This window comes from Escherichia sp. MOD1-EC6021, assembly GCF_002965245.1.
Taxonomy (GTDB): Bacteria; Pseudomonadota; Gammaproteobacteria; order Enterobacterales; family Enterobacteriaceae; genus Escherichia; species Escherichia coli_F.
The window spans coordinates 154973-168847 of the sequence record NZ_PTRU01000005.1 but is presented as its reverse complement, the minus strand read 5'-3'; the positions used below and the strand labels follow the sequence as shown (position 1 = coordinate 168847).

Sequence of the window (13875 nt, the reverse complement as noted above, 5' to 3'; positions counted from 1 at the left end):
CGCTCGCAGTGTGCTAACGTTTATCTTCTTTAAGCCCCTGGTAGAAGCAATGAAGACGTTTTTCAGAACAGTGTTATTCGGCAGCTTGATGGCCGTCTGCGCAAACAGTTACGCGCTCAGCGAGTCTGAAGCCGAAGATATGGCCGATTTAACGGCAGTTTTTGTCTTTCTGAAGAACGATTGTGGTTACCAGAACTTACCAAACGGGCAGATTCGTCGCGCACTGGTCTTTTTCGCCCAGCAAAACCAGTGGGATCTCAGCAACTACGATACCTTCGACATGAAAGCCCTCGGTGAAGACAGCTACCGCGATCTCAGCGGCATCGGCATTCCCGTCGCTAAAAAATGCAAAGCCCTGGCTCGCGATTCCTTAAGCCTGCTTGCCTACGTCAAATAATCCCTGATACCTTTTTGTAGAAATATTGACCGTGCATCCGCGGTCAATGTTAGCTATTATGTTGCGCCCTTTTTTTACGGGTGTTAACAAAGGAGGTATCAACCCATGGCCGAAAAAAAACAGTGGCATGAAACGCTACACGACCAGTTTGGGCAGTACTTTGCGGTAGATAACGTTCTGTATCATGAAAAGACCGATCACCAGGATCTGATCATTTTTGAGAACGCTGCATTTGGCCGCGTAATGGCGCTGGATGGCGTAGTACAAACCACCGAGCGCGACGAGTTTATCTATCATGAGATGATGACCCACGTTCCGCTATTAGCCCACGGTCACGCGAAACATGTGCTGATTATCGGCGGCGGCGACGGTGCCATGCTGCGTGAAGTGACCCGACATAAAAACGTTGAGTCAATCACGATGGTGGAAATCGATGCGGGTGTCGTGTCGTTCTGCCGTCAGTATCTGCCCAACCATAACGCCGGTAGCTACGACGATCCGCGCTTTAAACTGGTGATCGACGATGGCGTCAATTTCGTTAATCAAACCAGCCAGACCTTTGATGTCATTATCTCCGACTGCACCGATCCTATCGGTCCCGGCGAAAGTCTGTTCACCTCAGCATTTTATGAAGGCTGCAAACGTTGCCTGAATCCAGGCGGTATTTTTGTCGCACAGAACGGCGTCTGCTTTTTACAGCAGGAAGAGGCCATTGACAGCTATCGTAAACTCAGCCATTACTTCAGCGATGTTGGCTTTTATCAGGCGGCAATCCCGACCTATTACGGCGGCATCATGACCTTTGCATGGGCGACAGATAACGACGCCTTACGCCATCTCTCAAGCGAAATTATTCAGGCGCGTTTTCTCGCCTCTGGCCTGAAATGCCGTTATTACAATCCGGCAGTCCATACGGCAGCTTTTGCCTTACCTCAGTATCTGCAAGACGCACTGGCCTCACAGCCGTCCTAAGGAGAAGATAAGAAATTGAAAAAACTGAAACTGCATGGCTTTAATAATCTGACCAAAAGTCTGAGTTTTTGTATTTACGATATCTGCTATGCCAAAACTGCCGAAGAGCGCGACGGTTATATCGCTTATATCGATGAACTCTATAATGCCAACCGCCTGACCGAAATTCTGTCAGAAACCTGTTCCATTATCGGAGCCAATATTCTTAACATCGCCCGCCAGGATTACGAACCACAGGGTGCCAGCGTCACTATTCTGGTGAGTGAAGAACCGGTCGACCCGAAACTTATCGACAAAACAGAACACCCTGGACCACTGCCAGAAACGGTCGTTGCCCATCTCGATAAAAGTCATATTTGCGTACATACCTATCCGGAAAGCCATCCTGAAGGCGGTTTATGTACCTTCCGCGCTGATATTGAAGTCTCGACCTGCGGCGTGATTTCTCCGTTGAAGGCACTGAATTACCTGATCCACCAGCTTGAATCCGATATCGTGACCATTGATTATCGCGTGCGCGGTTTTACCCGCGACATTAACGGTATGAAGCACTTTATCGACCATGAGATTAATTCGATTCAGAACTTTATGTCCGAGGATATGAAGGCGCTGTATGACATGGTGGATGTGAACGTCTATCAGGAAAATATCTTCCATACAAAAATGTTGCTTAAAGAGTTCGATCTTAAGCACTACATGTTCCACACTAAACCGGAAGATTTAACCGACAGCGAGCGCCAGGAAATTACCGCTGCGCTGTGGAAAGAAATGCGCGAGATTTATTACGGGCGCAATATGCCAGCTGTTTAACGGCTCTGGCGGAGCTCGCAGGCTCCGCCAGATTTATCTACTTCTGCTGCACAAAATCGCGATAAGCCGCCACTACCTGCAAGAAGTCCTCAACGCCGCACAGCGACAGGCTTTCCTCGTCGTAGTAGTTCATCCCCTCTTCCATTTCATCGCCAGCGAATTCCAGTTGATTGGCGCGAACCATCACCTCTTCACCGTCCATCCGCAGGGTGTATTCATGCCCTGCCCGCTGCCAGGAACGTTCGCTGCCTTTGAGCGTGCGCGCTGCGTCTTCCACTTCGTCAAGCAAGGCCAGGTTTTCTTTCACCTCTTCATTAAACCAGTGCCCGATGACTTCATGCCCCATGGACATGCGCACCTTTACCACTCCGGTTACATCGCGCAGAAATTCGTAATCCATAGTGTGTTCCTCTGCTCCCGGCAATGCGCCGAAATCGCATTGCGCCATTGATTTAATTATCGCAGCCTTATCGGAGAAAAACAGCGGAACGGCGATGGTTTAGAAATAAAAAATGCCCGGGAATCTCATTCACCGGGCATTGTCTCGTTTATGCGCAGCGGGTGCGCTTACTTATTAAACCGCAGTCTGGAAAATCACCCCATCCGCTTTTTCGGTGTACTGAGAAAGCTGGTTGAAGTTCAGATAACGATAAGTATCAACGGCTGTTTTATCTACCTGCGCCACGTAGGTCTGGTACTCTTCCGGCGTCGGCAGTTTGCCAATCAGCGCCGCAACAGCAGCCAGTTCCGCAGAAGCCAGGAAGACGTTCGCGCCAGTCCCCAGACGGTTCGGGAAGTTACGGGTAGAGGTGGAAACCACCGTCGCACCGTCCGCTACACGCGCCTGGTTACCCATACACAGGGAACAGCCAGGGATCTCGATACGCGCACCACTCTTACCGAAGACGCTGTAGTAGCCTTCTTCGGTCAACTGCGCGGCGTCCATACGCGTTGGCGGTGCCACCCACAGGCGGGTCGGCAACTGACCTTTGTGCGCATCCAGCAGTTTACCGGCGGCACGGAAGTGACCGATGTTGGTCATGCAAGAACCGATAAACACTTCGTCGATCTTCTCGCCCTGTACCGCAGACAGCGGACGTGCGTCGTCCGGGTCGTTAGGTGCACAGAGGATTGGCTCTTTGATATCAGCCAGATCGATATCGATTACTGCTGCGTATTCTGCATCAGCATCGGCTTCCAGCAGCTCAGGATTCGCCAACCATTTTTCCATACCCTGAATACGGCGTTCCAGGGTACGACGATCGCCATAACCTTCCGCGATCATCCACTTCAGCAGGACGATGTTAGAGTTCAGGTATTCAATGATCGGCTCTTTGTTCAGCTTGATGGTACAACCGGCAGCAGAACGCTCGGCGGACGCATCGGTCAGCTCAAAGGCCTGCTCAACTTTCAGATCCGGCAGACCTTCGATTTCCAGAATGCGACCAGAGAAGATGTTTTTCTTGCCTTTCTTCTCAACGGTCAGCAGACCTTGTTTGATCGCATACAGCGGAATGGCGTGTACCAGATCGCGCAGGGTGATGCCTGGCTGCATTTTGCCTTTGAAGCGAACCAGAACGGATTCCGGCATATCCAGCGGCATTACGCCTGTTGCAGCTGCAAATGCCACCAGACCAGAGCCCGCCGGGAAAGAGATACCGATCGGGAAACGGGTATGGGAGTCACCGCCAGTACCGACGGTATCCGGCAGCAGCATACGGTTCAGCCAGGAGTGGATTACGCCATCACCCGGACGCAGCGACACACCGCCACGGTTCATGATGAAGTCCGGCAGCGTGTGGTGCGTGTTCACGTCAACTGGTTTCGGATAAGCCGCTGTGTGACAGAAAGACTGCATCACCAGATCAGCCGAGAAGCCCAGGCACGCCAGGTCTTTCAGTTCATCACGGGTCATTGGGCCGGTGGTGTCCTGGGAACCTACAGAGGTCATTTTCGGTTCGCAGTACGCCCCCGGACGAATGCCTTTCACGCCGCAGGCACGACCGACCATTTTCTGCGCCAGCGAGAAGCCGCGATCGCTCTCAGCGACATCTTTCGCCTGACGGAACACATCGCTCTGCGGCAGGCCGAGTGCTTCACGTGCTTTGGTGGTCAGGCCACGCCCGATAATCAGCGGAATACGGCCACCTGCTCGCACTTCATCAATCAGCACGTCGGTTTTCAGTTCGAAGGTCGCCAGCAGTTCGCCGGTTTCGTGGTTACGCACTTCACCTTTGTACGGGTAAACGTCAATCACGTCGCCCATGTTCAGGTTAGAGACGTCGACTTCGATTGGCAGTGCACCCGCGTCTTCCATCGTATTAAAGAAGATTGGTGCAATTTTACCACCGAGGCACAAACCACCGCCGCGTTTGTTCGGTACATGAGGAATGTCTTCACCCATAAACCACAGCACGGAGTTAGTCGCAGATTTACGTGAGGAACCGGTACCCACAACGTCACCCACATAGGCCAGCGGGAAACCTTTCTGTTGCAGAGCTTCGATTTGCTTGATCGGACCAACAACACCCGGCTGATCTGGCTCAATACCTTCACGCGCGTTTTTCAGCATCGCCAGCGCGTGCAGTGGGATATCCGGGCGCGACCACGCATCCGGTGCCGGAGAGAGGTCATCGGTGTTGGTTTCGCCAGTTACTTTGAAGACGGTAACGGTCAGTTTTTCAGCCAGCGCCGGGCGATTCAGGAACCATTCGGCATCCGCCCAGGACTGCATTACCTGCTTCGCATATTCGTTACCTGCTTTCGCTTTCTCTTCTACGTCATAGAAGTTATCGAACATCAGCAGCGTGTGAGAAAGTGCTTTGGCAGCGATCGGTGCCAGTTTGGCATCATCCAGCGCGTCGATCAGCGGATGAATATTATAACCACCCTGCATGGTGCCCAGCAGTTCGATGGCTTTTTCCGGAGTCAGCAGTGGGGATTTAGCTTCGCCTTTGGCGACAGCAGCCAGGAAGCCTGCTTTGACATAGGCGGCTTCATCGACGCCAGGGGGAACACGGTTGGTTAACAGATCTAACAGGAATTCTTCATCGCCCGCGGGCGGGTTTTTCAGCAGCTCTACAAGTGCGGCCATTTGGTTTGCATCCAGGGGTTTGGGCGCAATCCCCTCAGCGGCACGCTCAGCTACGTGCTTACGGTATTCTTCTAGCACGACGGTTCTCCTCGCTCTCATTGTCATAGTGCGGCAGGCGATTCTCTTCACGCTCCTGTGAGACAGCAGTTTGTAGGGTAAATGCCCAGTACCGCAACGGGCAGAATAGCAGGATTTTGACGATGTGTTAATCTGTTTACAAAAAAGCAACATAAAAAAGTGGCTGAATCGTTAAGGATAGTCTAGAGATTGTTTCCCTCCGTAAAAACCTCGTTAATTCGCATGGTGATAATCACCTTTCTCAACGAATCCCAAGATTAGTCAAAATTTAAACTACCGCCTCTTTATACTCGGATTCATAGCACCTGCGGGTGGCAGTTCGCCGACCATTGCGATTTCCTTGAGATCCGAATTATGAAAATGACTTTGCCGTTTAAACCCCATGTGCTGGCGCTAATTTGCAGTGCCGGGCTTTGTGCCGCCTCTGCCGGGCTATATATAAAAAGCCGCACAGTGGAAGCGCCTGTGGAAGCGCAATCGACACAACTGGCTGCGCCTGACATCACCGCAGTTACGCTTCCTGCAACGGTTTCCGCACCGCCCGTAACGCCCGCCGTCGTTAAAACCGCATTCAGCACTGCGCAAATAGATCAATGGGTTGCACCTGTCGCGCTGTACCCCGACTCTCTGCTTTCACAAGTGTTAATGGCATCAACCTATCCGACAAACGTTGCGCAAGCAGTGCAATGGTCGCACGATAATCCACTTAAACAAGGCGATGCTGCTATTCAGGCGGTATCTGACCAGCCGTGGGACGCCAGCGTCAAATCGCTGGTGGCTTTTCCGCAATTGATGGCGTTAATGGGCGAAAACCCGCAGTGGGTGCAAAATCTTGGCGACGCATTTCTGGCGCAACCACAGGACGTAATGGACTCGGTACAGCGGTTGCGGCAACTGGCGCAACAAACCGGCTCGCTGAAGTCATCAACCGAACAGAAAGTTATTACCACAACGAAGAAAGCTATACCGGTAAAACAGACAGTCACGGCTCCCGTCATACCATCCAATACCGTTACAACTGCCAACCCTGTCATTACAGAGCCTGCAACAACCGTCATTTCCATTGAGCCCGCCAATCCTGATGTGGTCTATATTCCCAACTACAACCCAACCGTGGTTTACGGGAACTGGGCCAATACTGCGTATCCGCCGGTTTATCTGCCACCACCAGCCGGAGAACCGTTTGTTGACAGCTTTGTGCGCGGATTCGGCTATAGCATGGGCGTTGCTACCACGTACGCACTATTCAGCAGCATCGACTGGGACGATGACCATCATCATGACGATGATGATTATCACCACCACGATGGCGGTCATAGTGACGGTAATGGCTGGCAACACAACGGCGACAACATCAATATCGACGTCAACAATTTCAACCGTATCACCGGTGAGCATCTTACTGATAAGAACATGGCATGGCGGCACAATCCAAACTACCGTAATGGTGTGCCCTATCATGATCAGGATATGGCAAAGCGGTTTCACCAAACCGATGTCAACGGCGGCATGAGCGCCACGCAGTTACCTGCTCCAACACGCGACAGCCAGCGTCAGGCGGCAGCAAGTCAGTTTCAGCAACGAACACACGCCACACCCGTCATTACGCGAGATACACAACGTCAGGCTGCGGCACAGCGATTTAATGAAGCGGAACACTATGGGAGCTATGACGACTTCCGCGAGTTCAGCTGTCGCCAACCACTGACCCAGCAACAAAAGGACGCCGCTCGTCAGCGTTATCAGTCGGCCTCTCCTGAGCAGCGCCAGGCAGTCCGCGAGAGAATGCAGACTAACCCGCAGAACCAGCAGAGAAGAGAAGCGGCACGTGAGCGTATTCAGTCAGCCTCGCCTGAGCAGCGCCAGGCGGTTCGCGAGAAAATGCAGACTAACCCGCAGAACCAGCAGCGAAGAGAGGCAGCGCGTGAGCGTATACAATCAGCATCACCTGAACAACGTCAGGTTTTTCGGGAGAAAGTTCAGGAGAGCCGCCCACAACGTCTAAACGACAGTAACCGTACTGCCCGATTGAATAACGAGCAACGGTCAGCAGTACGCGAACGTCTCTCTGAGCACGGAGCAAGGCGACTGGAAAGGTAAATTACAGACGTAAAAAAAAGCGGCGTGGTTAGCCGCTTTTTTAATTACCGGATGTCCCGGCACTCGAAGAATTACTTCTTCTTCGCTTTCGGGTTCGGCAGGTCGGTGATGCTACCTTCGAACACTTCTGCCGCCAGGCCCACAGACTCGTGCAGAGTCGGGTGCGCGTGGATGGTCAGTGCGATGTCTTCAGCATCACAACCCATTTCGATTGCCAGACCGATTTCACCCAGCAGCTCGCCGCCGTTAGTACCGACAATCGCACCACCGATCACACGGTGAGATTCTTTGTCGAAAATCAGCTTGGTCATACCGTCTGCGCAGTCAGAAGCGATAGCACGACCAGAAGCAGCCCACGGGAAGGTGGCGGTTTCATAGCTGATGCCTTTCTCTTTCGCTTCTTTCTCAGTCAGACCCACCCATGCAACTTCTGGTTCGGTATAGGCGATAGACGGGATAACTTTCGGATCGAAGTAGTGTTTCTTACCGGCAATAACTTCAGCGGCAACGTGACCTTCGTGAACACCTTTGTGTGCCAGCATCGGCTGACCGACGATATCGCCGATAGCAAAGATGTGCGGTACGTTGGTACGCAGCTGTTTGTCAACGCGGATGAAACCACGGTCGTCAACTTCCACGCCAGCTTTGCCTGCGTCGAGGTTTTTACCGTTCGGCACACGACCAATCGCTACCAGCACGGCGTCGTAACGCTGCGGTTCAGCTGGTGCTTTTTTGCCTTCCATCGTCACATAAATGCCGTCTTCTTTCGCTTCAACGGCGGTAACTTTGGTTTCCAGCATCAGGTTGAATTTCTTGCTGATACGCTTGGTGAAGACTTTAACGATGTCTTTGTCAGCTGCCGGGATAACCTGGTCGAACATTTCAACCACATCAATCTGTGAACCCAGCGCGTGGTATACGGTCCCCATTTCCAGACCGATGATACCGCCACCCATTACCAGCAGGCGTTCTGGTACTTCTTTCAGTTCCAGCGCGTCAGTGGAGTCCCAGATACGCGGATCTTCATGCGGAATAAACGGCAGTTGAATCGGGCGAGAACCCGCTGCAATGATCGCGTTGTCGAAGTTGATCACGGTTTTGCCGTTCTCACCTTCCACTTCCAGGGTGTTCGCCCCGGTGAATTTACCCAGACCGTTGACCACTTTGACTTTGCGGCCTTTCGCCATACCAGCCAGACCACCGGTCAGCTGATTGATCACTTTCTCTTTCCAGGTACGAATCTTGTCGATATCGGTTTTCGGTTCGCCGAAGACGATACCGTGTTCAGCCAGCGCTTTGGCTTCTTCGATAACTTTTGCTACGTGCAGCAGTGCTTTAGAAGGGATACAGCCGACGTTCAGGCAAACACCGCCGAGGGTGTTGTAGCGTTCTACGATTACGGTTTCCAGACCTAAATCAGCGCAACGGAAGGCAGCGGAGTAACCTGCGGGGCCTGCCCCAAGTACCACGACCTGAGTTTTGATTTCAGTACTCATCATGACCTCTATATATTTATCTCCGGCGGGTCTGACGTTTTTTTTATGACGCCCATCATCCACCGGGTCGTTCTATCCGTCGGTATTTTACAAAATTGTTAACAATTTTTAAACAACAAACGGCAACCGATTTGTCTATTCGCTAATAACCTCAATACATTCATGAGATTACCAGAAAAAAGCCGGCCGTTGGGCCGGCTCTTTTACTTACATCACCAGACGGCGAATGTCAGACAGCGTGTTGTTAATGATGGTAATGAAACGGGCACCATCAGCACCGTCGATCACGCGGTGGTCGAAGGAGAGAGAAATCGGCAGCATCAGACGCGGCACGAACTCTTTACCATTCCACACCGGCTCCATCGCGGACTTGGAAACGCCGAGGATAGCCACTTCCGGCGCGTTCACAATCGGCGCGAAGTGGGTAGTACCCAGGCCGCCGATGCTGGAGATGGTGAAGCAACCGCCCTGCATTTCGCCCGCAGTCAGCTTACCGTCACGCGCTTTCTTAGAAATAGTCATCAGCTCGCGAGACAGCTCGATGATGCCTTTCTTGTTGACGTCTTTGAATACCGGAACAACCAGACCGTTCGGGGTATCCACCGCCACACCGATGTTGATGTATTTCTTCAGGGTCAGACGCTGACCGTCTTCCGACAGAGAACTGTTGAAGCGAGGCATCTGCTCAAGTGCCGCAGCAACGGCTTTCATGATGAAGACAACTGGGGTTATCTTCACATCCAGCTTACGTTTCGCTGCTTCTTCGTTCTGCTGTTTACGGAACGCTTCCAGCTCAGTGATATCGGTTTTGTCGAAGTGAGTAACATGCGGGATCATCACCCAGTTACGGCTCAGGTTCGCACCAGAGATTTTCTGGATGCGGCCCAGTTCCACCTCTTCGATTTCACCAAACTTGCTGAAGTCCACCTTCGGCCACGGCAGCATGCCAGGGATACCGCCGCCAGTTGCCGCCGGAGCCGCTTCTGCACGTTTGATCGCTTCTTTCACGTAAGCCTGAACGTCTTCGCGCAGGATCCGACCTTTACGGCCAGTACCCTTCACTTTCGCCAGGTTAACGCCGAATTCGCGTGCCAGACGGCGGATCAGCGGAGTCGCGTGAACGTAAGCGTCGTTTTCAGCAAACTCAGATTTGCCTTCTGCTTTCGCAGCCGGTGCTGCTGCCGGAGTTTCAGCTTTTGCTGCCGGAGCCGGCGCCGGCGCTGCCGCTTCCTGTTTCGCAGGAGCTGCCGCAGGTGCTGCGCCTTCAACTTCGAAGATCATAATCAGCGAGCCAGTTTTCACTTTGTCGCCAACGTTGACTTTCAGTTCCTTCACGACGCCAGCAAACGGAGCCGGAACTTCCATAGAAGCTTTATCGCCTTCTACGGTGATCAGTGACTGCTCAGCGGCAACTTTGTCGCCCACTTTCACCATCACTTCGGTCACTTCAACTTCGTCACCGCCGATATCCGGAACGTTAACTTCTTTCACGCCAGCCGCTGGTGCAGGGGCCGCTGCCGGAGCCGCTTCCTGTTTAGCCGCCGGAGCTGCCGCGCCTGCTTCACCCGCGACTTCGAAGACCATAATCAGCGAGCCGGTAGACACTTTGTCACCCACGGTCACTTTGATCTCTTTCACGGTGCCTGCAAACGGAGCCGGAACTTCCATAGAAGCCTTGTCGCCTTCTACGGTGATCAGCGACTGTTCAGCTTCAACTTTGTCGCCCACTTTCACCAGGATTTCGGTCACTTCGACTTCATCGCTGCCGATATCCGGAACATTTACGTCTTTTGCCGCCGCAGCCGCGGGTGCTGCTGCCGGAGCTGCTTCTTTCTTCTCTTCTGCCTGAGCAGGTGCAGCGTCAGCTGCACCGTCGGCGGAATCGAAAATCATAATCAGTGCGCCGGTCTGGGTTTTATCGCCAACAGAGACTTTGATCTCTTTAACGATACCCGCCTGCGGAGACGGTACTTCCATAGAGGCTTTGTCGCCTTCTACGGTGATCAGCGACTGTTCGGCTTCAACTTTGTCGCCCACTTTGACCAGGATCTCGGTGATTTCAACTTCATCAGCCCCGATGTCCGGTACTTTGATTTCGATAGCCATTATTCTTTTACCTCTTACGCCAGACGCGGGTTAACTTTTTCTGCATCGATGTTGAATTTGGCGATTGCGTCAGCAACCACTTTCTTATCGATTTCGCCACGTTTAGCCAGTTCGCCCAGCGCCGCAACCACGACATAAGAAGCATCAACTTCGAAGTGGTGACGCAGGTTCTCACGGCTGTCGGAACGACCGAAGCCATCAGTACCCAGTACGCGGTAGTCGTCAGCCGGTACGTAAGTACGGACCTGCTCAGCGAACAGTTTCATATAGTCGGTAGATGCCACTGCCGGAGCGTCGTTCATCACCTGAGCGATATACGGAACGCGTGGAGTTTCCAGCGGGTGCAGCATATTCCAGCGTTCACAATCCTGACCATCACGCGCCAGTTCGGTGAAGGAGGTCACGCTATATACGTCAGAACCTACGCCATAATCTTTCGCCAGGATCTCTGCCGCTTCACGGACGTGACGCAGGATAGAACCGGAGCCCAGCAGCTGAACTTTACCTTTGCTACCTTCAATGGTTTCGAGTTTGTAGATACCTTTACGGATACCTTCCTCAGCACCTTCCGGCATTGCCGGCATGTGGTAGTTTTCGTTCAGCGTAGTGATGTAGTAGTAAACGTTCTCTTGTTTTTCACCGTACATACGCTCCAGACCGTCATGCATGATGACAGCAACTTCGTAAGCGTAAGCCGGGTCGTAAGAAATACAGTTCGGGATAGTCAGCGACTGAATGTGGCTGTGACCATCTTCGTGCTGCAGACCTTCGCCGTTCAGGGTGGTACGACCGGAAGTACCGCCGATCAGGAAGCCACGTGCCTGCTGGTCGCCAGCAGCCCAGCACAAATCGCCGATACGCTGGAAGCCGAACATCGAGTAATAGATGTAGAACGGAATCATCGGCAGATTGTTGGTGCTGTAAGAAGTCGCCGCTGCCAGCCAGGAACAACCTGCGCCCAGCTCGTTGATCCCTTCTTGCAGAATCTGACCTTTCTCGTCTTCTTTATAGTAAGCAACCTGCTCGCGGTCCTGCGGGGTGTACTGCTGACCGTTCGGGCTGTAAATACCAATCTGACGGAACAGACCTTCCATACCGAAAGTACGCGCTTCGTCGGCGATGATCGGCACCAGACGATCTTTGATCGACTTGTTCTTCAGCATCACGTTCAGGGCACGAACGAAAGCGATAGTGGTAGAGATCTCTTTGCTCTGCTCTTCCAGCAGCGCGCCGAAGTCTTGCAAGCTCGGCAGCTCCAGCTTCTCGGTGAAGTTCGGCTGGCGGCTTGGCAGATAACCGTGCAATTTCTGACGCTGAGCGTGCAGATAGGTATGCTCTTCAGAACCTTCCGGGAAGGTGATGTACGGCAGTTTTTCGATATCAGCATCAGACACCGGCACATTGAAACGGTCGCGGATATGACGCACGCCGTCCATGTTCATTTTCTTAACCTGGTGCGCGATGTTTTTACCTTCAGCTGCGTCGCCCATGCCGTAACCTTTAATGGTATGAGCAAGGATTACTGTCGCTTTGCCTTTGGTTTCCTGCGCTTTCTTGAATGCAGCGTAGATTTTCTTCGGATCGTGACCACCACGGTTCAGCGCCCAGATCTGCTCGTCAGTCCAGTCTGCAACCAGAGCTGCGGTTTCCGGATATTTACCGAAGAAGTGTTCACGAACATACGCACCATCTTTCGATTTGAAGGTCTGGTAATCGCCGTCAACGGTTTCGTTCATCAGCTGGATCAGTTTACCGCTGGTATCTTTACGCAGCAGTTCGTCCCAACGGCTACCCCACATCACTTTGATCACGTTCCAGCCAGCACCTTCGAAGATGCCTTCCAGTTCGTTGATGATCTTGCCGTTACCGGTGACCGGGCCGTCAAGACGCTGCAGGTTACAGTTGATAACGAAGACCAGGTTATCCAGTTTTTCACGGGTAGCGATGGTGATCGCACCTTTGGATTCCGGTTCGTCCATCTCGCCGTCGCCGAGGAAGGCGTAAACGGTCTGTTTAGAAGTATCTTTCAGGCCACGGTGTTCCAGATATTTCAGGAATTTAGCCTGGTAAATAGCACCAATCGGACCCAGACCCATAGATACGGTCGGGAACTGCCAGAATTCCGGCATCAGTTTCGGGTGCGGATAGGAAGAGAGGCCATTGCCGTGAACTTCCTGACGGAAGTTATCCAGCTGCTCTTGAGTCAGACGACCTTCCAGGAAAGCACGTGCGTAAATGCCCGGGGAGATGTGGCCCTGGAAGTAAACCAGGTCGCCGCCATCCTGCTCGTTGCGTGCACGGAAGAAGTGGTTAAAGCACACATCATAAATGGTTGCGGACGACTGGAAGGACGCCATGTGGCCGCCCAGTTCGAGGTCTTTTTTCGACGCACGCAGAACCGTCATGATGGCGTTCCAGCGGATAGCTGAACGAATACGGCGTTCCAGTTCCAGATTACCCGGATACTCCGGTTGTTCTTCAACGGGGATGGTGTTGATGTAGTTGCTGATACCGGTGCCTGCGGCTACGTTGACACCGCCTTTGCGGGCTTCAGCAAGCAGTTGGTCGATCAGATACTGAGCACGCTCAACACCTTCTTCACGGATGACCGATTCGATCGCCTGGAGCCAGTCGCGAGTTTCGATCGGATCCACGTCATTTGGGAAACGTTCTGACATGGGTTATTCCTTATCTATCTAATAACGTTGAGTTTTCTGGAACCTGTCCCATTGAACTCTCGCCGGAAAGCTCAATAAGACAGGTTCTACGTTTAGTTGCCGCGCTTTTATATGCGCTTGATTTACAACATCTTCTGGATAATT

The 13875-nt window shown here is 52.6% G+C and carries 9 protein-coding genes; 4 read left to right on the top strand and 5 right to left on the bottom strand.

Annotated elements, in window-relative coordinates; translation table 11 throughout:
* Positions 1–49 precede the first annotated feature (49 nt).
* The 3 genes from BEB54_RS08275 to speD all read left to right on the top strand — a co-directional run bounded on the left by BEB54_RS08275 (position 50) and on the right by speD (position 2179).
* Positions 50–397, top strand: coding sequence for a YacC family pilotin-like protein (locus BEB54_RS08275; RefSeq protein WP_001295568.1), 348 nt, complete (start codon positions 50–52; stop codon positions 395–397).
* A 105-nt stretch (positions 398–502) separates the two neighbouring features.
* Positions 503–1369 carry a polyamine aminopropyltransferase gene (gene speE, locus BEB54_RS08270; RefSeq protein ID WP_000818419.1) on the top strand — a complete coding sequence of 289 codons (867 nt, stop codon included), beginning with the start codon at positions 503–505 and terminating at the stop codon, positions 1367–1369.
* A gap of 15 nt (positions 1370–1384) precedes the next feature.
* Positions 1385–2179 (top strand): adenosylmethionine decarboxylase, encoded by a 795-nt coding sequence (gene speD / locus BEB54_RS08265; protein WP_000734290.1) that lies wholly within the window; start codon positions 1385–1387, stop codon positions 2177–2179.
* Between the two features lie 37 nt (positions 2180–2216).
* Here the strand turns inward: speD and yacL are convergent, their stop codons facing one another.
* Together yacL and acnB are read right to left on the bottom strand one after the other, a co-directional pair.
* On the bottom strand, positions 2217–2579 hold the full coding sequence (yacL, locus tag BEB54_RS08260; RefSeq protein ID WP_105277290.1) for a protein YacL: 363 nt from the start codon (positions 2577–2579) through the stop codon (positions 2217–2219).
* Positions 2580–2753: 174 nt separating this feature from the next.
* Positions 2754–5351: a bifunctional aconitate hydratase 2/2-methylisocitrate dehydratase gene (gene acnB, locus BEB54_RS08255; RefSeq protein ID WP_105277289.1), complete on the bottom strand. Its 2598-nt coding sequence runs from the start codon at positions 5349–5351 to the stop codon at positions 2754–2756.
* A 354-nt stretch (positions 5352–5705) separates the two neighbouring features.
* Here acnB and BEB54_RS08245 point away from each other — a divergent pair, with 354 nt between their 5' ends.
* Complete coding sequence (locus BEB54_RS08245) at positions 5706–7451, top strand: DUF3300 domain-containing protein (protein ID WP_105282169.1); 1746 nt, start codon at positions 5706–5708, stop codon at positions 7449–7451.
* A gap of 71 nt (positions 7452–7522) precedes the next feature.
* Here BEB54_RS08245 and lpdA read toward each other — a convergent pair whose 3' ends face one another.
* The 3 genes from lpdA to aceE all read right to left on the bottom strand — a co-directional run bounded on the left by lpdA (position 7523) and on the right by aceE (position 13731).
* Positions 7523–8947, bottom strand: coding sequence for a dihydrolipoyl dehydrogenase (gene lpdA, locus BEB54_RS08240; RefSeq protein WP_000102485.1), 1425 nt, complete (start codon positions 8945–8947; stop codon positions 7523–7525).
* 207 nt (positions 8948–9154) lie between these two features.
* Positions 9155–11053, bottom strand: a complete 1899-nt coding sequence (gene aceF / locus BEB54_RS08235; RefSeq protein WP_105277287.1) for a pyruvate dehydrogenase complex dihydrolipoyllysine-residue acetyltransferase — start codon at positions 11051–11053, stop codon at positions 9155–9157.
* 14 nt (positions 11054–11067) lie between these two features.
* A complete protein-coding gene (aceE, locus tag BEB54_RS08230; protein ID WP_105277286.1) occupies positions 11068–13731 on the bottom strand; it encodes a pyruvate dehydrogenase (acetyl-transferring), homodimeric type in 2664 nt (887 codons plus the stop codon).
* Positions 13732–13875: the final 144 nt, after the last annotated feature.

Bases quoted from the DNA above. Each gene is read 5' to 3' on its own strand.
- BEB54_RS08275 (WP_001295568.1), top strand. From the start codon at position 50: ATGAAGACGTTTTTCAGAACAGTGTTATTCGGCAGCTTGATGGCCGTC.
- speE (WP_000818419.1), top strand. From the start codon at position 503: ATGGCCGAAAAAAAACAGTGGCATGAAACGCTACACGACCAGTTTGGG.
- yacL (WP_105277290.1), bottom strand. From the start codon at position 2,579: ATGGATTACGAATTTCTGCGCGATGTAACCGGAGTGGTAAAGGTGCGC.
- BEB54_RS08245 (WP_105282169.1), top strand. From the start codon at position 5,706: ATGAAAATGACTTTGCCGTTTAAACCCCATGTGCTGGCGCTAATTTGC.
- lpdA (WP_000102485.1), bottom strand. From the start codon at position 8,947: ATGAGTACTGAAATCAAAACTCAGGTCGTGGTACTTGGGGCAGGCCCC.
- aceF (WP_105277287.1), bottom strand. From the start codon at position 11,053: ATGGCTATCGAAATCAAAGTACCGGACATCGGGGCTGATGAAGTTGAA.
- aceE (WP_105277286.1), bottom strand. From the start codon at position 13,731: ATGTCAGAACGTTTCCCAAATGACGTGGATCCGATCGAAACTCGCGAC.